We start from the raw sequence: 18,309 nt of genomic DNA on the forward strand, positions 1-18,309 counted from the left end.
CGGTGCAGAAGACGCGGCCTCGGCGCACAGGCAAGCAGACGGCCTCCGAGGGGAGCGCGGAGCGCACCTCGGTCGGCAAGGGCCGTAAGACCCACGTGCGCAACCGGCTCATCGTGGCCGTGGCGGTCGTGGCCGCCGCCATCGCCGGCGCGGGCACCCCCTCGGTGATCGCCGCCTCCGGGCAGTTGAGCGACAGCCAGGACCTGGTGACCCTGGGCGGGCAGACGCAGGACGCCCTCGCCCTCGCCCACTCCCTCGCGGACGAGCGGGACGAGGTCACCTCCTACATCGCGGCCGGCCGGCCGAAGGCCAAGGCGCCCTCGGAAGAGCGCAGCGCGCGGGTGGACCGGCAGGTCGAGGAGCTGCGCGCCAACACGGACACCCCGGCCGGGCTGCGCTCGGACCTGGACGGCATCGCCGGCGTGCGCAGGGCGGCGCTCACCGGGCAGAGCGGCGCTCTCGAAGCGCACGAGGCCTACTCCGAGGCCATCGCCGAACTCCACCGGCTCGCCGAGGACCTGGCCGAACAGCTCCCGCCCCGCGCGGGCTCCGGCGCACACGCCCTCGCCGAACTCGACACCGCCGTCCAGCAGGCCGCCGCCACCCGGGGCCTGCTCCTGGCCGCCCTCAGCGTGCCCAGCAGCACCGAGTCGGTCTACGACCCCGTCACCGGCCTCACCACCGAGACCAGCGTCTCCTCCGAGGCCGACAGCAAGCGGCGCGCCGCCCTCACCGCCGCCGCCCAGCAGGCCCGGGTGCGTTCCGATGCCGCGCTCGCCGACTTCCACGACACCGCCACCAAGGCGGCCCGCGGGACCTACGACTCCACGGTCACCGGCCCCGAGGTCAACTCGGCCGACAAGTACCTCGCCGACCTCACCGACCAGCCCACGCTCACCGACGCGGACCTCGGCATCGGTGCCGACAAGCTGAACGCCGCCCTCACCGCCCGTATCGACCTGATGCGCGGCGTCGAGTCCTCTCTCTACGAGCGCCGCACCACCGGTCTCGAGCAGCTGCGCGACGACGACGTCACCGCGCTGGAGATCCGCATCGCGATCCTCGGCGCCCTGATGCTGCTCGCCGTCGGCGTCGCCACCGGCATGGCCCGCGGCCTCACCCGCCCGCTCGCCGTGCTGCGCCTCGGCTCCGCCCGGCTCGCCGCCGCCGAGAACCCGGCCACCGAGGAACCGGTCAAGTTCACCGGGCGCAACGACGAGTTCGCCCAGGTCGTCCGGTCCGTCAACGCCCTGCACGCGCACGCCGCCGGTCTGCACGAGCGGATCACCACCCTGGAGTCCGACCGCAAGCACCTGGTCGGCCAGCGGCAGAGGATGGCCGACGCCCGCGCGGAGCTGCGCTCCGAACTCGCCGACTCCGCCGCCCAGCTGGACCGGCTGCGCGACAGCATCGGCGGCACCTTCGTCAACCTCGCGCTGCGCACCCTCGGCCTGGTCGAGCGCCAGCTCGGCGTCATCGAGACCCTGGAGGAGCGCGAGCAGGACCCCGAGCGGCTCGCCACCCTCTTCAAGCTCGACCACTTCGCCACCGTCATGCGCCGGCACAGCGAGAACCTCCTCGTGCTGGCCGGCACCGAGCACGTCCAGCAGCACGCGGGCCCGGTCCCGATGGTCGACGTCGTAAGGGCCGCGGTCAGCGAGATCGAGCGGTACGAGCGGGTCCGGATCACCGCGCTGCCGCCGCACGCGCACATCGCCGGGTTCGCCGCGGACGACCTGTCCCACCTGCTGGCCGAACTCATGGAGAACGCCACGTCGTTCTCCCCGCCCGACCTGCCCGTCGAGGTCTCCGGCTGGCTGCTGGAGAACGGCGAGGTGATGCTCTCCGTCCAGGACGAGGGCATCGGCATGACCGACGAGCGGATGACCCGGCTCAACGCCCGGCTCAGCGACTTCGACCCCGAGGCGCCGTACGACCAGGAGGGCGCCGACGGTCTCGGGCTCGGCCTCTACGTCGTCGCCCGGCTCGCCCACCGGCACGGGGTGCGCGTCCAGCTGCGCGAGCAGAAGCAGGGCGGTATCGCCGCCGTCGTGGTCCTGCCGCAGTCGCTGTTCGCCGAGGCCCCGGCCGCGGCGGTGCCGTCCCCCGCGCCCGCCTCCGTCGCCGAGGGTGCGCAGGGCTTCTCCCTGCCCGGTGCCGACGCGGAGGCCAACTCCAACGTTCTGCACGGCCGCTCGGAGAACGGCGACCCGCTGGTGGCGCTGGCCGAGCGCGCGGTACGGGCCCAGGAGCCGGCCGTCGACCGGGGGATTCCGGAGTCCCCGGCCGAGACCACGATGGAACTCCTGCTCCCGGAGCAGCTGAGCGAGCCGGTCACGGACCGGCCCACCGGCGAGGACCAGGGCACCGGTCAGGGCCGCGAGGCGAAGGCCGGACCGGGCCGCGTGGCGGACCAGGACCGGGAGGTGCCGGCGCAGCCGGGATCGGCTGCACGGCCGCGCCCGGCGGCGGACCCGCCGCAGGACCGGCCGGCTCAGCCGGACCCGGAGGCCGCCTCGCGCCCGGCGGCGGACGGCGGGCCGGACACGTCGGTCCGACGGGCCCCGGAAACCGATCGTCGCCCGGAGGCCGCCTCGCGCCCGGCGGCGGACGGCGGGCCGGACCGCTCGGTCCAGCGGGCTCCGGAGGCCGACCTGCGCCCGGAGGCCGTCTCGCGTCCCGAGGCCGACTGGCGGCAGGATTCGTCCGCCGAGCAGCAGATTGACGCGGGCAGGCCTCCGCAGTGGCGGGACCCGGGCGCCGAGCCCGCCCCGCTGGACGAGCTGTCCCGGGCCAGGCAGGCCCACCCGGACTCCGCACCGGCCGCGCCCCCCGCCGCCCACGACCCCTACGCCATAGGCCCCGACGCCCACGAGCGCACCCCCGACGAGGGGGACGAGCCCGAGCGCGTCACCGACAAGGGGCTGCCCAAGCGCACGCCGAAGATCAACGCGCCCGCGTCGGCGCCCCGGCCCCGCAGCGGTTCCATCGACGCCGACGCCCTGCGCCGCCGCCTGGGCGGCTTCCGCCAGGGTGCCGCGGCCGGCCGGCGTGACGTCGAGGCCGAGATCGCCGGGCGGACCGGCCAGGCGGAGTCCCCGTCCGGCCCGGCGCCGGAGGCGACGCACGAGACCAGGACCCGTGACGCGGCGGCGCCCGGCGCGCCCGCCCGCGACGCCGCGGAGTCCGCTCCAGCACATGTACATGCCGAAGAATCCACGGGGGGCACCGTCGAGGAGGCAAGCAGTTGACCGCGCCCAGTACGTTCGGACTGAGCAGTGAGGCCCGCAATCTGCACTGGCTGCTGACGAACCTGGTCGAGGAGGTGCCCGGCATCCAGTCCGTCGCGGTCGTCTCCTCGGACGGGCTGCTGCTGCTCTCCTCCGACGCCGGGAGGAACGCGGCCGCGCGTGAGGCGCGCGAGACCCGGCCCACCGGTCCGCGCGGCTCGGCCGCCGACCTCGCCACCGTCGTCTCCGGCATCGGCAGCCTGACCATCGGCGCGGCCAAGGTGCTGGAGTTCGGCTCGGTGAAGCACACCATGGTCGCGATGGAGGAGGGCAGCCTGTTCGTGATGTCGATCAGCGACGGCTCGCTGCTCGGCGTGCACGGCTCCGCGGACTGCGACATGAGCGTCGTGGCGTACCACATGGCACTGTTCGTGGGCCGCGCCGGCCATGTCCTGACGCCCGAACTCCGCAGCGAACTGCGCAAATCCCTGGAGTCCGAACCTACGGGGAGTGCCCGATGAGCAGTACACCCGGTACGCCGAAGAAGCTCCCGGTACGCGGCGGCGACCGCAAGCCCGCCCGCGTCCGCCCCTACTCCCTCACCGGCGGCCGTACCCGCTTCGGGCACGTGCTGCTGGTCGAGACCTTCGTGGCCGCACTGGAGGCGCCCGAGGAGCGCAAGGAACTGACGAACGGTTCCCTGCGGTCCACGGTCATGCCGGAACTGCGGGCCATCGTCGAACTCTGCCGCCGGATGCGCACGGTGGCCGAGATCGCCGCGCTGCTGAAGATGCCGCTCGGCGTGGTCCGCGTGCTGCTCAGCGATCTCGCGGACCAGGGAAAGATCCGTGTGTACGGAACGGGAACCGGTCACGGCACGGGCCGGCCGGACCGCGCTCTGCTGGAAAGGGTGCTGAGTGGACTCCGTCGTCTCTGACGCCGCCCCGGGCGTCTCCCCGCTCGTCGAGCCCGACGAGAATCTCAAGTCATGGCAGACGGACCGCACCCGTGCCCCCATCGCCACCAAGATCGTGGTGGCGGGCGGCTTCGGCGTCGGCAAGACCACGCTGGTCACTTCCGTCTCGGAGATCACGCCGCTGCAGACCGAGGCGCTGATGACCGAGGCGAGCGAGGAGACCGACGACCTCACCGCCACGCCGGGCAAGCTGACCACCACGGTGGCCATGGACTTCGGCCGCATCACGCTCGACGACGACCTGGTGCTCTACCTGTTCGGCACGCCGGGGCAGCAGCGGTTCTGGTTCATGTGGGACGACCTGGTGCGCGGCGCGATCGGCGCGGTCGTGCTGGCCGACACCCGCAGGCTCAAGGACTGCTTCCCGGCGCTCGACTACTTCGAGAGCTGCGGACTGCCGTACGTCGTGGCGGTCAACCACTTCGACGGCAGTGATCGGTTCGAGGCGGAGGATGTGCGGGAGGCGTTGACGATCCCGCGGCACATACCTGTAATGATCATGGATGCGCGCCGCCGGATCTCCGCGATCGAGACCCTCCTGGCTCTCGTCGGCCACGCGCTCGACGAAACACCTGAGTAGACCGACCTAGGAGTCACCACCCGCATGCGGAAGATACTCGTCGTCGGAGCCGGCCAGTCCGGACTCCAGCTCGCCCTCGGACTCCAGTCGAACGGGTACGAGGTCACCCTGATGTCAAACCGGACGGCGGACGAGATCCGCTCCGGCCGGGTCATGTCGACGCAGTGCATGTTCCACACGGCCCTCCAGCACGAGCGCGACCTGAAGCTGAACTTCTGGGAGTCCCAGGCCCCGAAGATCGAGGGACTCGGCGTCTCGGTGGCGGCCCCCGGCTCGTTCGACCCGGGCCCCTCGCAGCGGGCGATCGACTGGGTGGGCAAGCTGGACGGGTACGCCCAGTCGGTGGACCAGCGGGTGAAGATGGCCGGCTGGATGGAGACGTTCGCGCAGCGCGGCGGCCAGCTGGTCATCCACGGCGCGGCGGTCGGGGACCTCGACTACTTCTCCCGTACGTACGACCTCGTGCTGGTCTCGGCGGGCAAGGGCGAGCTGGTGCAGATGTTCGCCCGCGACCCGGAGCGTTCCCCTTACACCGAGCCGCAGCGCGCCCTCGCCGTCGCCTACGTGCACGGCCTCGGCCCGCGCCCGGAGCACCCGGAGTACGACGCGGTCCGCTGCAACCTGGTGCCCGGTGTGGGCGAGCTGTTCGTGATGCCGACGTTCACCACCTCCGGCCGCGCCGACATCCTGTTCTGGGAAGGCATACCCGGCGGCCCGCTGGACGCCTTCAACGGCGTCAAGGACCCTGCGGAGCACCTCTCCCTGACCCTGGAACTCATGGAGAAGTTCCTCCCGTGGGAATACGCGCGGGCCACCAAGGTCGAACTGACCGACGCGAACGGCACGCTCGCCGGCCGTTACGCCCCGACCGTGCGCAACCCCATCGGCCGGCTGCCCGGCGGCGGCCTGGTGCTCGGCGTCGCCGACGTCGTCGTCGCCAACGACCCGATCACCGGCCAGGGCTCCAACTCGGCGTCCAAGTGTGCCGCCTCATACCTCGCCTCGATCATGGAACACGGCGACAGGCCGTTCGACGAGGACTGGATGCGGCAGACCTTCGACCGCTACTGGGACACCGCCCAGCACGTCACCAAGTGGACCAACGCCATGCTGGCCCCGCCGCCCGAGCACATCCTCAACCTGATCGGCGCCGCCGGCCAGCTCCAGCCGGTCGCCGACCGCTTCGCCAACGGCTTCAACGACCCGGTGGACTTCGAGAACTTCTTCTACGAGCCCGAGAAGACGGCGGCCTACCTGGCCGAGGTCACCGGCTCCGGGGCGGGGGCGTGACCGCCACGGGTCTGGCCCGCGCCGGAGCCGTCGCCGACGCGTAGCCGTCGTCCTTGCCCTCCAGGGCCCCCGCGGGGAGCCTCGGCGGTGTGTAGTGCCGCAGGGGCCTGCCCCGTGGGTCGGGGCGTACGGCGCCGAGGACCGGGTTGGCCGCGATCGGGGACACCTTGACCTTGGCTCCGGGGCGCGGTGCCTGGACGACCATGCCGTCGCCCAGGTACATCGCCACATGCGTGGCCTCGGGGAAGTACACGACCAGGTCGCCGGGGCGCAGCTCCTTGAGGGGGACGCGGTGCAGCCGCGCCCACTGCTCCTGGCTGGTGCGCGGGATCGGCGTCCCGGCGTCCGCCCAGGCCTGCGAGGTCAGCCCCGAGCAGTCGTAGGACCGGGGGCCCTCCGCGCCCCACTCGTACGGCTTGCCGAGCTGGCGCACCGCGTAGCGCACCGCCCGGTCGCCCTCCCTGGTCGGCACGTGCAGCCTGCTGGGGGCGCCGGCGGCCATGAACTTCTTCTGTGCCTCGGCGATCCCGTCCTTCTCCAGCTTCGCCACCGCGGTCAGCTGCTCGGCGGTGAGCGAGGCCAGCAGCCTCTCCACCTCGCCGAGCCGTTCGCGCACCTCGTCGCGTTCCTTCTTCCGGCGTTCCGTGAGCGCGAGTTGCCGGTCCAGCGCGGCGCGCGCCTTGCGGGCCAGCCCGTCGGCCTTCTTCGCGCTGCCGGACAGCTCCTCCACCGTCTTGGCGCGTTCCCGCGCCAGCTGGCCGATCACATGTCCCTGTTCGAGCGCGTGCTGCGGATCGCGGGCGAGCAGCAGGCGGACGTACGGAGAGATGTCGCTGCGGCCCTGGTACTGCTGCCGGGCCAGCCGGCCGGCCGCGCCCCGGCTGGAGTGCAGGGCGAGCCGGGCGCGGGCCAGCTCGCCGTCCAGCCGCCGGGCCACGGCGCGCTGCTTCTTCAGCTGCTCCTCGGTGGCGTTGTAGGTCTCGGTCGCCTTCTCGGCCTCGAAGTAGAGCCGCTGAAGGTCCGTCAGCAGACCCGACACCGCCCGCCCTTCGGGCTCGCCCGGTCCGGGCGCGGCCGCCGCCGGCACGGCTGCGAGAACGGCGTGGGCCGCCACGGTCGCCGTACATACGAGGCGCAGTAGCCTTCCTGACACGTCATCACCTCCGGTGCGGGGCGGCGGGTCCGCTCCGCTCCGTGAGCATGTGACGCGTGCGCGCGGCCCGCGCGCCGAAGGTCTGCGGGATGGCGTAAGGAGGTCACCCGTTCGCGTCGTCCGGCTTGCCTCCCGGCGTGGCGTCTGGCTTGCGCCAGGGCCACCCGGGCCGGCGCCCGCCCTGGTCGCCGGCGGGATCGTGGACGTACTTCCAGCGCCGGGTGAGCCGCCCCTGGCCACGGGGCTCGCGCCGGTACACGAGGACCGTGGCCGGACCGCCGTGCGGGTCCGGGACCGGGATGCGGTACGTCTTCGGCGGGTGCCCGGTGATCCCGAGCAGCACGGGCAGCACACGGCCGTCCATGGGCCCGCCCTCGAAGGGGGTCTCTTCGCTCTTCACGGCAACAGTCTCAGTCATCCGCCGAGGCCAGCGCGGCCACGACCGACGCGGTCTGCGGGTCACGGGCGGCGGTGACGGACAGGACCGCGACGAACTGGTCCACGAGCCAGTCCCGGAGTTCGTCGAGGGGTGGCTGCTTGTCCTCGTCGAGCCAGATGAGGGAGGCCGCCTCGACCGCGGTGATCCACATCCGGACGGTCATCCGCAGGCGGGGGCCCGGGTCCGTGACGCCGAGGTGGCGCTGGATGTGCACGGCGGCGGCCCGCCGTACGCCGTCCACGATGGCGGTCGTACGAGAGGTCTCGACCACGCTGCCCCCCTGGAGCAGGGCGCTGAAGCCGGTGTCGTGCTGGTCCACGAAGGCGAGGTAGCGGTCCAGGGCACGGGACAGCCGGGGCAGCAGGGGCCCTTCGCGCGGCTCGTCGAAGCACAGCCGCAGCTCCTCGGCGGCGGAGCGCAGGGCGGCCTCGTACAACTGCTGCTTGCCGCCCGGGAAGTACCGGTACACCAAGGGGCGGGAGACCCCGGCCGCCTCGGCCACGTCGTCGAGGGAGACGTCCTCCGGGGCGCGGTGGGCGAAAAGGGTGAGTGCGGCGTCCAGCAGCTGGCTGCGGCGTTCCTCGACGCTGAGGCGGCGATAGGCGGGGGTGGGCGCAGCGGGGGTCATACCGGGCAGGGTAGTCGGCCGGGTGCGGTTGCACGGCCGGGCGAGTACGCCGAGGTCGAGGGGCGCGGGGAACCGCGCGACCAGCCCCGTACCACCGCACCCGTACGACGGGCCCCTCCTACGCCAGCAAGCCCGACGACCGCCACAGCCGCCGCCCCACCCCCCGCAGCACACCGATGTCGTCCAGGAAGTCCGTCAGGCGCTTCGCGCCGGTCTGCATGACCTCCCGGCGGTGGCCGCTCGCCTTCACCTGGGCGAGCGCCTCCCGCCGGTCCAGGCCCACATTGGTGTAGACCTCGGGGTTGACGAAGGCGACCGAGAAGACCCGGGCGAACTCGCCGGAGGTGATCCGCGTGAACTCCTGGGACCACTTCGGTGCCGTGACCATCTGGCGCCGCAGTTCCTCACGGGCGTACCGGACGTGCCGGGCCTCCTCCACGACGTGGATGCGCGTGACCCCGCGGACCAGCGTCTGCACCCGCTCGTCGGGGAAGGTCAGTCGCTGCATCCAGTCGAGGACCTCCTCGCCGAGCAGGGTCGCGGTGAAGGAGCCGGGCGTCGTCGAGATGGTCTTGAACAGGCGCCCGAGGTGCTGGTGGGCGCGGCTCACGGGGTACCAGGGCGTCTCGCCGCGGGCTATCAGCCGGGCGAACATCTTCGAGTGCCGGCACTCGTCCTCGATCTCGGTCAGCGCGTAGCGCACGTGCGCGCTCGTCGCCGCCTTGTCGTAGATGTGCCTGACCAGCAGCTGCATCAAGATGATCTCGAACCAGATGCCCAGCGACGCCAGCGCCGCCGCCTCGTGCTGGGAGAGCAGGATCCGCTGTTCCTCGCTCATCCGCCGCCACATCGGTGTGTCGTACAGCGACACCAGCTCCGGCGGCCAAAACCACTTGCCCTCCTCGAAGGGCGCGTCCCAGTCCAGTTCCTTGTCCGGGTCGAAGGAGTGCTTCGCGGAAGAGTCGAGCAGCCGCTCGGCCACCTGCTCGCGGTCCTTGAGCAGGCCCAGCGCGTCGCGCAGCCCTTCCAGGGCTTCGGCTTCGGTGAGGGTCGTCATGCCCTTATGAGACTGCTTGTCAGTAAGCCCGTCAATCCCTTGCGCGCTACTTGTTGACCGCGCGTCTACTACGTGTGAGCCTGCGAACATGTCGACCTTCGACCTGTACGCCATGGACCCCGGCGAGCCTCTCTGGCCGGTCCCCGCGACCGGCAAGGCCCGGTTCAACTGGGAGTACGACGACGGACGCGACCGCCTGCTGGCCCTGTACCAGAAGGGCAAGGACAAGCAGTGGGACGGGCAGAAACGGATCGACTGGGACCTCGAGGTCGATCCGTACGACCCCCTCGGCACCCCCGACGAGACACTCTCCCTCTACGGCACCAGGCACTGGGCGAAGCTCTCCGAGCGGGACAAGGGCGACCTGCGCCGGCGCTACGCCTCCTGGCAGTTCAGCCAGTTCCTGCACGGCGAGCAGGGCGCGATGATCTGCGCGGCCCGCATCGTCGAGTCCGTCCCCGACCTGGACGCCAAGTTCTACTCGGCGACCCAGACCATGGACGAGGCCCGGCACGCGGAGATCTACGCCCGCTTCCTCCAGGAGAAGATCGGGATGCTCTACCCGATCAACGACAACCTTCAGTCCCTGCTCGGCGACACCCTGCGCGACAGCCGCTGGGACATGCCCTACCTGGGGATGCAGGTGCTCATCGAGGGCCTCGCGCTCGCCGCCTTCGGCATGATCCGCGACACCACCGACAAGCCGCTGCCGAAGCAGATCCTCGCCTACGTCATGCAGGACGAGGCCCGGCACGTGGCCTTCGGGCGGATGGCCCTGCGGGACTACTACGGGCAGCTCAGCGACGCCGAACTGCGCGAACGCGAGGAGTTCGTGATCGAGGGCTGCTACCTGATGCGGGACCGGCTGCGTGGCGTGGAGGTGCTGGAGAACTTCGGCATCCCGCGGGCCGAGGCGGAGGAGTACAGCGAACGCTCCGAGTTCCTCGCCCTGTTCCGCAAGCTGCTGTTCAGCCGGATCGTGCCGTGCGTGAAGGACATCGGCCTGTGGGGCAAGCGCCTCCAGCAGGCCTATGTGGACATGGGGGTCCTCGAGATGGGTGACTCCGACCTCGATCTGCTGATGGCCCAGGACGAGGAGATCGCCGAGAAGCTCGACGCGGAACGGTTCGCGGCCGAGGAACGGGAGCGGGTGGCCGAGGTGACGGAGGCGATCGAGTCGGGGGCCGGTCAGGACTCCTGACGCGGGTCACGACTTGAGCACCGCCTGCATCACCGCCCGCGCGATCGGCGCCGCCATGCCGCCCCCGGTGATGTCACGGCGGTGCGCCGCGGCGTCCTCCACCACCACCGCGACCGCGACCTTCGGCTCCAGGTCGTGGTCGCCCTGCGCCCAGGAGACGAACCAGGCGTACGGTGTGCCGGAGTTGTCGACGCCGTGCTGGGCGGTACCGGTCTTGCCGCCGACCGTCGCGCCCGGGATCGCGGCGTTGGTGCCGGTGCCGTGCTCCACCACGTCGCGCATCAGCTTCCGCATCCGCGCCGCCGTCGAGGGGTACATGGCCTGGCGCAGCGGGCGGGGGCCGGCCGTGAAGACCGTGGCGCCCCGGCCGGTGGTGGTCCGCTCCACCAGGTACGGCTCCCGCAGCTGGCCGCCGTTGGCGACCGCCGCCGAGACCATCGCCATCTGCAACGGCGTGGCCCGCGTGTTGTACTGCCCGATCGACGACAGGGCCAGCTGCGCCCTGTCCACCGTGGTGTCGAAGGTGCTAGGCGCCACCGAGTAGGGAATGCGCAGCTCGGTGTCGTTGAAGCCGAACGCGTGGGCCGTGGCGGCCATCCGCGTCACGCCGACGTCCACGCCCAGCTTGGCGAAGACCGTGTTGCAGGACCACTCGAAGGCCTTCCGCAGCGAGGCGTTGGCACAGCGGCCGCCCTCGTTGCGCAGTCTCGTCGTGGTGCCGGGAAGGGTGTACGGGTCGGGCGAGCGGGTCCGCTCGTCGAGATCCTTGATCACCCCGGCGTCCAGCGCCGCCGCCGCGGTGACCACCTTGAACGTCGAGCCCGGCGGATAGGTCTGCCGTACCGCGCGGTTCAGCATCGGCTTGTCCGGGTCCTCGTTCAGCCGCAGCCAGGACCGGGCGACCGCCGGTCCGTTCCCGGACAGCGCCGCCGGGTCGTACGAGGGGGTGGACACCAGCGCCAGGATCCGGCCCGTGGCCGGCTCGATCGCCGCGACCGCGCCCTTGCGGTTGCCGAGTCCCTGGAACGCCGCCCGCTGCGCCGCGGCGTCGAGGGTGGTGTCGACGTCACCGCCGACGTTCCGTGCGCGCGTGAAGTCGTTCCACAGGGGGAACGGCGAGAGCACCGGGTCGCTGCCGGAGAGGGTGCCGTCCTCCGCGTGCTCCAGGAACGTGGTCCCGTACACCTGCGAGGCGAAGCCGGTGACGGGGGCGTACAACGGGCCCTGCTGATAGGTGCGTTCGTAGCGGAGGGGCTCGCCGGTGTCCTTGGAGCCGGTGATCGGGCGGCCACCGACCAGGATGTCGCCGCGCGGCTGGCCGTAACGGCTGATGTCGTGGCGGCGGTTGGCCGTGTTGGCGTCGTACTGGCCGGCCTGGAAGACCTGGACGCGGGCCGCGTTGACCAGGAGGGCGACCAGCAGCAGGGCGCAGAACGCGGCGGCGAGGCGGATGTGACGGGTCATGGGGCGGCCTGCCCGTCGTACTCACGGCGGGCCGAATGGCTCACCCGGATCAGCAGGGCCACGATCGCCCAGTTGGTGACCACCGAGGAGCCGCCCTGCGCGAGGAACGGCATCGCCATGCCGGTCAGCGGGATCAGGCCGGTCACCCCGCCCGCGATCACGAACACCTGGAGCGCCACGATCGAGGCGAGGCCCACCGCGAGCAGCCGCCCGAACGGATCACGCTGGGCGAGGCCCGCCCGGTAGCCGCGCTCGACCAACAGGCCGTAGAGCAGGAAGATCGCGGAGAGGCCCGCCAGGCCCAGTTCCTCGCCCGCCGTCGCCAGGATGAAGTCCGACTTGGTGGCGAAGCCGATCAGGACGGAGTTTCCGAGCCCCAGGCCGGTGCCTAGGACGCCGCCCGCCGCGAAGGCGAACAGCGACTGGGCGAGCTGGTTGGGGCCCTGGCCCGCCTCGATGGACGCGAACGGGTGCAGCCAGTCCTGGATCCGGGCGGCCACGTGAGGTTCCGTGCGGCCGACGGCGACCGCGCCGAGCGTCGCCAGCAGCAGGCCGACGGCGATCCAGCCGGTGCGGCCGGTGGCGACGTACAGCATGACGACGAACAGACCGAAGAACAGCAGCGAGGTGCCGAGGTCGCGTTCCAGGACCAGTACGCCGACGCTGACCAGCCAGATGGCGACGATAGGACCGAGGACCCGGCCGGTGGGGATCTGGAGCCGCCACACACGCCGGCCGGCGTAGGCGAGCGCGTTGCGGTTCGCGGCCAGGTACGCGGCGAAGAACACGGCCAGCAGCACCTTCGCGAACTCGCCGGGCTGGATCGAGAACCCGGCGATCCGGATCCAGATGCGGGCGCCGTTCACGGCAGGGAAGAAGATCGGCAGGGTGAGCAGGATCAGCGCGGCGGCGACGCACACGTACGCGTAGCGCTGGAGCACCCGGTGATCGCGCAGGGCGGCGACGACGTAGGCGAACAGGGTGACTCCCAGGGCCGACCAGACCAGCTGGGCGGGGGCCGCGCGGTCGTCCGGTGTCTCCAGGTCCAGCCGGTAGATCAGCACCAGTCCCAGGCCGTTCAGCAGCACACCGATGGGCAGCAGCAGCGGATCGGCGTAGGGGGCGCGCAGCCGGACCGCGAGATGTGCGAGCAGCGCGAGGACGCCGAGGCCCGCGCCGTAGCCCACGGCACCGGGCGGAACGGCGCCGGTCCTGGCGAGGCCGGTGACGCAGTAGCCGTACACCGACAGGAGGACGGCTACGACGATGAGGGTGAGTTCGATGCCGCGGCGCCGGGGGAGACGGACCTCGGGTGCGGGCGCGTCCGCTGCCACGGCGGTTCCGGTTCCGGCCTTCGTCATGTCCGGAACCTACCCAAATGGTGTGGCTCGCGTGCCGTCGGCGTCAGCACCAGCGTGGCGCGGGGCCCTCGTTGTCGATGTGGCGGGCCGGACCCCAGGCCCATGTGCGGCCCTTGAGGAGGTACCAGAGGGCGTTGCCCTGCACCCGGTCACCCGACGCCTTGCAGTAGATGCGCACCACGTCACCCCGGTCGACCCGCCCGATGACCCGGCCGCGCACACTGGGGCGGGAGCGCAGTGCCAGGTTGTCGGCGGTGACGACACCCCGGTAGCGGGCCTGGTCGGCGCCCTCGTCGCCGCCGATGCCGTCGTCGAAGTCGCCGTCGTCGTAGTCGCCGTCGTCGTAGTCGCCGTCGTCGTCACCGAGGTCCCAGTCGTCCCCGCCGTCGAAGTCGTCGTCGTCGAAGTCACCGTCGCCGCCGAAGTCGTCGTGGTCGTTGTTCCCGTCGCCGCCGAAGTCGTCGTGGTCGTTGTTCCCGTTGCCGCCGAAGTCGCCGTGGTCGTTGTTCCCGTCGCCGCCGAAGTCGTCGTCGTTGTGCCCGTTGCCGCCGGAGCCGTCCCGGCCGTCGAACCCGCCGCGGTTGCCGGCGAACACGTCGACGCGGCCGTTGCCGGCGAAGACGCCGACACGGCCGTTGCTGCCGTTCCGGAACCAGTCGTTGCCGTTGAATCCGCCGACGCCGTTGTTGCCGTTGCCGTTGCCGTTGAATCCGCCGACGCCGTTGTTGCCGTTGCCGTTGCCGTTGAACCCGCCGACGCCGTTGTTGCCGTTGCCGTTCCCGTTGAACCCGCCGACGCCGTTGTTGCCGTTGAACCCGCCGCGGTTGCCGGCGAAGACGTCGACCCCACGGTTGCCCGCGAAGACGTCGACGCGGCCGTTGCCGGCGAAGACGTCGACGCGGCCGTCGCCGCCGTAGTTGTCGTGATGGCCGAAGTTGTTCCCGAAGCCCGGTCCGAAGCCCGGTCCGATGCCGGGTCCGACGCCGAAGCCGGGGACTGGCACGGGGACCGGCACGGGGGCGGGGACGGCACCGGTACCGGTCCCGGACTCGCCGCCGGGGGCGGGCGCGGGTGCGGAACCGGTGCCCTTGCCGGGGCCGGAGCCGGATTCGTCGCCCCAGATACCACCGGCGACGGCCGGCGAGACCGCCAGCGCGGTGGCCAGGGCACCTCCGGCTGCCGTCATGGCGAGACGGGTGCGGGAAGAGCGCAGGGACATGGGGAGAACCTCCCGTGACAGGGCGGGGCGAAGCTGACTAATCGCCACATTAGGAGCGTGCTTCGCGAGGCGCCCGTCACAGTGCGCCATCGGGGAGGGGGCACTCCCCGTCCGCCGTACCCCCGTTCGGCGGAGCCTGAGGCAGTGTCAGCCGCGCCACCGCCCCGCCGCCCGGAGCATGGCGGAACTCCAGACGGGCGCCCAGCACCTCCGCCTGGCCCAGCGCGATGGTCAGGCCGAGGCCGTGCCCCGTCGCCCCGCCCTCGGTGCGGAACCGCTGCGGCCCGTGCGCCACCAGGTACTCCGGATAACCCGCACCGTGATCCCGCACGGTCACCACCGGCCCGTCCACCGTCACCACGACGGGCGGCCACCCGTGCTTGTGCGCGTTGGCGACGAGATTGCCCAGCACCCGCTCCAGCCGTCGCCGGTCGGTCTCCACCCGGGTGTCCCGCACGACCCGCACGGCCGTGTCCGTGCCGGACGCCCGGACCACCCGCTCCGCCAGCGCGCCCAGTTCCTCGGTGTCCAGGTCCAGGCGCTCGCGCCCCGTGTCCAGCCGGGAGATCTCCAGCAGGTCCTCGGTGAGCGTGCGCAGGGCGGCCACCCGGTCGCGGACCAGCTCCGTCGGGCGTCCCGGCGGCAGCAGCTCGGCCGCCGCGTGCAGGCCGGTCAGCGGGGTGCGCAGCTCGTGCGCCACGTCCGCGGTGAACCGCTGCTCGGCCAGCAGCTTGCCCTGCAGCGACGCGGCCATGGAGTCCAGCGCGGCGGCGACCGAGGCCACCTCGTCCTGCGGGCGCGACCGGTCCAGGGTGCGCGGGTCGTGCACGCGCGCGTCCAGGTCGCCCACGCTGATCCGCCGGGCGACCCGCGCCGTGGCGTGCAGCCGCTGGGTCACCCGGGTCACCGCGAACGCCCCCACCAGCATCGTCGCCCCGATCGCCAGCGACGACGACCAGCCGATCGCCCGGTCCAGGCCCTCGATGGTGCGGGCCTGCTGGGAGTGGTCGACGGCCACCGCGAGGGCCCGGCCGCCGTCGACGGGGCCCGCCGCCCACATCGTGGGCCGACCGTCGTTGTCGGCGACCATCGTGCCGCGTTCCCCGCCCGCCGCGAGCGAGCGCAGCGGCGCGGGCAGGTCGCCGGGATCGACCGCGGCGCCCGGCGGCAGCGGATCCCCGGCCTCGTAGGCCTTCGTCGCGTCCGCGAGCCGGGCCAGCGCGAGGGTGCGGGCCTGGCCGACGGTCTGGTTGGTCACCGAGACATGGACCAGCACGCCGAGCAGCGCGGCCAGGGCGCAGCACATCACCGTGATGAAGACGGCGGCCTTCACCGCGAGGGCGCCGGCCCACTGCGGCAGCGCCAGTCTCATCGGGAGCTCGCGGAGGGCGTGCCGGAGGGGCGGTGCGGGCCCGGCCGCTTGCCGGTGCGCAGCATCTCGTCGCTGGTGAGCAGCATCGCGCCCTGGTCGGTGTCCCAGCTCCACTGGAGGCGGTACTCGTACCCCGGGACCTCGGACGGCGCCCGCAGGATCACCGACTGCCCGGCGATCTCGATCCCGGTCAGGGCGTCGTCGTAGGCCATGACCTGCACCAGCCGGTGCTTCTCGACGGTGTAGACACGGACGGCGGTCATCTCGCCGGGCAGCAGCCGGAAGCCCAGCGTCATCTCGGGCCGTCCGTCGCCGGTCAGATCCCGGTAGTACGGCTCCAGGACCGGACAGCCGGTGCCGGCCCCGTCCTGCGGCCCGCCGCACTCCGCCATCCGGCCCTCCGTCCCGCGGTACGGCGCCTTGGGGCCCTCGTAGTCGGCGGGGCTCCGGGCGATCTCCGCCCGCACCACCGCCACCGGGTCCACCTCGCGGATGTCGTCACCGGGCACCGGGACGCCCTTGACGGTCTGGATGTCCACCTCGCCGATGTCGAAGGCCGGGCTGGACGCGGGCGGCAGCTTCGGCCACAGCCGGGCCGGGCCGTCCGCGGTCGCCGTCGGCCCCGCGCCGCGCAGCTCACCCGCGTCACCGCAGGCCGTGGCGGTGACCGCGAGCAGCGCGAGGGCGGTGACGGCGCGGACGCGGGTGCGGGTGAGGAGCGGGGTGGGGCGGCGGGGCACGGGGCTCCTGTGGTCGGGGAGGTCGGCCCGTACACCTTATGCGTGCGCGTACATTATCCGCGCGTACGCCTTATTTATGCGGAAGTCCTTTATCTGCACGGAAGTGCTTTTTGTGAGCTCGGTGCTCGATGCTCGGCGCTCGGTGCTCGGTGCTCGTCCCGGTGCCGGGCTACTCCGCGAGCTCCTCCAGGAACCGTGCCGTCGGCAGCCCGGTGCGCAGGTACTCCACGAACAGCTCGTTGTGCAGTGCCCACGGGGAGCGGCGGGCGCGGATCAACCGGATCGCCGACTCGGCGGAGCGGCCCTGGCGCATCAAGGCGTGCGCGATGACCAGTCCGGAGCGGTTGTAGCCGTGGTGGCAGCGCACCAGCACCCGGCGGCCCCGGTCCAGCGCGTCGCAGGCCGCCTCGGCCAGCCGGATCACCCCGGCCAGCTGGGTGCCGTCGAGCGGGCCGTCCGGGATCGGCCAGATCTGGTGGTGGACGTCCGGGGCGGGGCCGTGGCCGGGCAGCCGCAGCAGGGTCTGGACGAGATCGAACTCGTCCCTGACGACGGCGAACTCAAGGTGCCCCGAACGGCCCGTGAACTCGTGCCCGCCCATCCACAGACCGGGCACGATCTCGTTCCACGGCATGTCCGGAGCCGGTACCTCGGAGTGCTTCCTGCGGGTACGCAACGCGCCTCCCCAACGGTCACACGGGCGGGCCGGTCCCAACTGCTGTCAAAGGTAGCCGGGTTCTTGCCCCTGGAGCACCCCGCCTGTTCCCATGGTCGTGGGGTGATGTGCATGAGCGGACTGCGCGTCGTACCGACCTGGCGACACGGTCGGGAACGGCTCTACGTCTGCCTCACGGACGGCAGGAACATCGCCTGGTACGACCGTGAGGCGGCCCGGGTCACCCTGCTGAGCGAGGATCGCGGAGACGACGTCCTGGAGGCCCTCCGCCCCTTCCTCACCGGCTCCGTCACGGTCGGCCCGCCACCGGTCCCGACCCCCGCGGAGCTGGCCCGGCTGAGCCTGCACCCGGACGACGACCTCGCTCCCAACCGGCCCGGAGAGGCCCTGCTGGTCGCCCTGGACCGGGACCCTGGCGCGCCGGGGCCCCGGCTGCGGGCCGACCCCCGGCGCCGGGCGCTGGAGGCCGAGCAGGCGGTGGGGGAGGCGCTGGACCGGATGGACGGCGCGGGCTGGCACGCCCTGCACTCCGTGCCGCTGCCCGGCGGCGATCGCGTCCACCACCTGGTGATCGGCCCCGGTGGCCTCTTCGCCGTGCACGCGCTGTACGCCCGCAGGCAACGCGTCGTGATCGCCGATCCGATGGTCGCGCTGGGCCGGCGGGAGGGGCGACCACTGCTGCGCCGGGTCCGCGCGGAAGCCGACCGTGCCTCGTACGCCCTGACCGCCGAGGTCCGACCCGTTCTCGCCCTGGTCGGCCCGTCCCGTGTCTCGGTCCCCGGCCCGGTCCGCGAGGTCCGTGTCCTTCAGGACACGGACCTCGACGGCCTCACCCGTCTGGGCGGCGTGCTGAAGCCGGCCGACGTGGAGGCCCTGCACGCGATGGCCAGGGACCGGAACACCTGGGCGAGGGTGTGACCCGG

General features: G+C 72.4%; 17 protein-coding genes. 7 read left to right on the forward strand and 10 right to left on the reverse strand.

Annotated features, from left to right (window positions below; genetic code table 11):
* The first annotated feature begins 2 nt into the window (after positions 1-2).
* The 5 genes from AB0O67_RS08505 to AB0O67_RS08525 are packed head-to-tail and all read left to right on the forward strand — an operon-like array spanning position 3 to position 6,076.
* Positions 3-3,251: a nitrate- and nitrite sensing domain-containing protein gene (locus AB0O67_RS08505; RefSeq protein ID WP_365447563.1), complete on the forward strand. Its 3,249-nt coding sequence runs from the start codon at positions 3-5 to the stop codon at positions 3,249-3,251.
* Entirely contained in the window at positions 3,248-3,751 is a 504-nt protein-coding gene (locus AB0O67_RS08510; RefSeq protein ID WP_365447565.1) for a roadblock/LC7 domain-containing protein, read from the forward strand. The genes AB0O67_RS08505 and AB0O67_RS08510 overlap by 4 nt, the downstream gene beginning before the upstream one ends.
* Complete coding sequence (locus tag AB0O67_RS08515) at positions 3,748-4,167, forward strand: DUF742 domain-containing protein (protein WP_365447567.1); 420 nt, start codon at positions 3,748-3,750, stop codon at positions 4,165-4,167. Before AB0O67_RS08510 ends, AB0O67_RS08515 begins: the two co-directional genes overlap by 4 nt.
* Entirely contained in the window at positions 4,148-4,786 is a 639-nt protein-coding gene (locus tag AB0O67_RS08520; RefSeq protein WP_365447569.1) for an ATP/GTP-binding protein, read from the forward strand. The genes AB0O67_RS08515 and AB0O67_RS08520 overlap by 20 nt, the downstream gene beginning before the upstream one ends.
* Positions 4,787-4,810: 24 nt before the next feature.
* Positions 4,811-6,076: a styrene monooxygenase/indole monooxygenase family protein gene (locus AB0O67_RS08525; protein ID WP_365447571.1), complete on the forward strand. Its 1,266-nt coding sequence runs from the start codon at positions 4,811-4,813 to the stop codon at positions 6,074-6,076.
* Here AB0O67_RS08525 and AB0O67_RS08530 read toward each other — a convergent pair.
* The 4 genes from AB0O67_RS08530 to AB0O67_RS08545 form a co-directional block, all read right to left on the reverse strand.
* Positions 6,051-7,229: an NlpC/P60 family protein gene (locus AB0O67_RS08530; protein ID WP_365447573.1), complete on the reverse strand. Its 1,179-nt coding sequence runs from the start codon at positions 7,227-7,229 to the stop codon at positions 6,051-6,053. The genes AB0O67_RS08525 and AB0O67_RS08530 overlap by 26 nt on opposite strands.
* Positions 7,230-7,332: 103 nt before the next feature.
* Complete coding sequence (locus tag AB0O67_RS08535; protein WP_365447633.1) at positions 7,333-7,629, reverse strand: hypothetical protein; 297 nt, start codon at positions 7,627-7,629, stop codon at positions 7,333-7,335.
* A gap of 10 nt (positions 7,630-7,639) precedes the next feature.
* Positions 7,640-8,296, reverse strand: coding sequence for a helix-turn-helix domain-containing protein (locus AB0O67_RS08540; RefSeq protein ID WP_365447575.1), 657 nt, complete (start codon positions 8,294-8,296; stop codon positions 7,640-7,642).
* A gap of 118 nt (positions 8,297-8,414) precedes the next feature.
* Entirely contained in the window at positions 8,415-9,353 is a 939-nt protein-coding gene (locus AB0O67_RS08545) for a diiron oxygenase (RefSeq protein WP_365447577.1), read from the reverse strand.
* An 88-nt stretch (positions 9,354-9,441) separates the two neighbouring features.
* Between AB0O67_RS08545 and AB0O67_RS08550 the strand changes: the two genes are divergently transcribed.
* Positions 9,442-10,554, forward strand: a complete 1,113-nt coding sequence (locus AB0O67_RS08550) for a ferritin-like domain-containing protein (RefSeq protein ID WP_365447579.1) — start codon at positions 9,442-9,444, stop codon at positions 10,552-10,554.
* A 6-nt stretch (positions 10,555-10,560) separates the two neighbouring features.
* On the opposite strand, the gene AB0O67_RS08555 is transcribed toward AB0O67_RS08550, so the two are convergent.
* From AB0O67_RS08555 to AB0O67_RS08580, 6 genes are all read right to left on the reverse strand, one after another.
* Positions 10,561-12,018: a penicillin-binding transpeptidase domain-containing protein gene (locus tag AB0O67_RS08555; RefSeq protein WP_365447581.1), complete on the reverse strand. Its 1,458-nt coding sequence runs from the start codon at positions 12,016-12,018 to the stop codon at positions 10,561-10,563.
* Positions 12,015-13,379 carry an FtsW/RodA/SpoVE family cell cycle protein gene (locus tag AB0O67_RS08560; protein WP_365447583.1) on the reverse strand — a complete coding sequence of 455 codons (1,365 nt, stop codon included), beginning with the start codon at positions 13,377-13,379 and terminating at the stop codon, positions 12,015-12,017. Before AB0O67_RS08560 ends, AB0O67_RS08555 begins: the two co-directional genes overlap by 4 nt.
* Before the next feature lie 43 nt (positions 13,380-13,422).
* Complete coding sequence (locus tag AB0O67_RS08565) at positions 13,423-14,598, reverse strand: SH3 domain-containing protein (RefSeq protein ID WP_365447585.1); 1,176 nt, start codon at positions 14,596-14,598, stop codon at positions 13,423-13,425.
* Positions 14,599-14,674: 76 nt separating this feature from the next.
* Positions 14,675-15,970 carry a HAMP domain-containing sensor histidine kinase gene (locus AB0O67_RS08570; RefSeq protein ID WP_365447587.1) on the reverse strand — a complete coding sequence of 432 codons (1,296 nt, stop codon included), beginning with the start codon at positions 15,968-15,970 and terminating at the stop codon, positions 14,675-14,677.
* Positions 15,967-16,710: a hypothetical protein gene (locus AB0O67_RS08575; RefSeq protein WP_365447589.1), complete on the reverse strand. Its 744-nt coding sequence runs from the start codon at positions 16,708-16,710 to the stop codon at positions 15,967-15,969. Before AB0O67_RS08575 ends, AB0O67_RS08570 begins: the two co-directional genes overlap by 4 nt.
* Positions 16,711-16,879: 169 nt before the next feature.
* Complete coding sequence (locus tag AB0O67_RS08580; RefSeq protein WP_365447591.1) at positions 16,880-17,386, reverse strand: dual specificity protein phosphatase family protein; 507 nt, start codon at positions 17,384-17,386, stop codon at positions 16,880-16,882.
* Positions 17,387-17,497: 111 nt separating this feature from the next.
* On the opposite strand from AB0O67_RS08580, the gene AB0O67_RS08585 reads away from it, so the two are divergent.
* Positions 17,498-18,304 (forward strand): nuclease-related domain-containing protein, encoded by an 807-nt coding sequence (locus AB0O67_RS08585; RefSeq protein WP_365447593.1) that lies wholly within the window; start codon positions 17,498-17,500, stop codon positions 18,302-18,304.
* Positions 18,305-18,309 lie beyond the last annotated feature (5 nt).

This window comes from Streptomyces sp. NPDC086077 (genome assembly GCF_040686175.1).
Taxonomy (GTDB): Bacteria; Actinomycetota; Actinomycetes; order Streptomycetales; family Streptomycetaceae; genus Streptomyces.

What these genes read in the sequence shown, in the direction of transcription:
- AB0O67_RS08565 (WP_365447585.1), bottom strand. Translation starts at nt 14,598, where the DNA reads ATGTCCCTGCGCTCTTCCCGCACCCGTCTCGCCATGACGGCAGCCGGA.
- AB0O67_RS08560 (WP_365447583.1), bottom strand. Translation starts at nt 13,379, where the DNA reads ATGACGAAGGCCGGAACCGGAACCGCCGTGGCAGCGGACGCGCCCGCA.
- AB0O67_RS08540 (WP_365447575.1), bottom strand. Translation starts at nt 8,296, where the DNA reads ATGACCCCCGCTGCGCCCACCCCCGCCTATCGCCGCCTCAGCGTCGAG.
- AB0O67_RS08515 (WP_365447567.1), top strand. Translation starts at nt 3,748, where the DNA reads ATGAGCAGTACACCCGGTACGCCGAAGAAGCTCCCGGTACGCGGCGGC.
- AB0O67_RS08545 (WP_365447577.1), bottom strand. Translation starts at nt 9,353, where the DNA reads ATGACGACCCTCACCGAAGCCGAAGCCCTGGAAGGGCTGCGCGACGCG.
- AB0O67_RS08525 (WP_365447571.1), top strand. Translation starts at nt 4,811, where the DNA reads ATGCGGAAGATACTCGTCGTCGGAGCCGGCCAGTCCGGACTCCAGCTC.
- AB0O67_RS08555 (WP_365447581.1), bottom strand. Translation starts at nt 12,018, where the DNA reads ATGACCCGTCACATCCGCCTCGCCGCCGCGTTCTGCGCCCTGCTGCTG.
- AB0O67_RS08570 (WP_365447587.1), bottom strand. Translation starts at nt 15,970, where the DNA reads ATGAGACTGGCGCTGCCGCAGTGGGCCGGCGCCCTCGCGGTGAAGGCC.
- AB0O67_RS08585 (WP_365447593.1), top strand. Translation starts at nt 17,498, where the DNA reads ATGAGCGGACTGCGCGTCGTACCGACCTGGCGACACGGTCGGGAACGG.
- AB0O67_RS08550 (WP_365447579.1), top strand. Translation starts at nt 9,442, where the DNA reads ATGTCGACCTTCGACCTGTACGCCATGGACCCCGGCGAGCCTCTCTGG.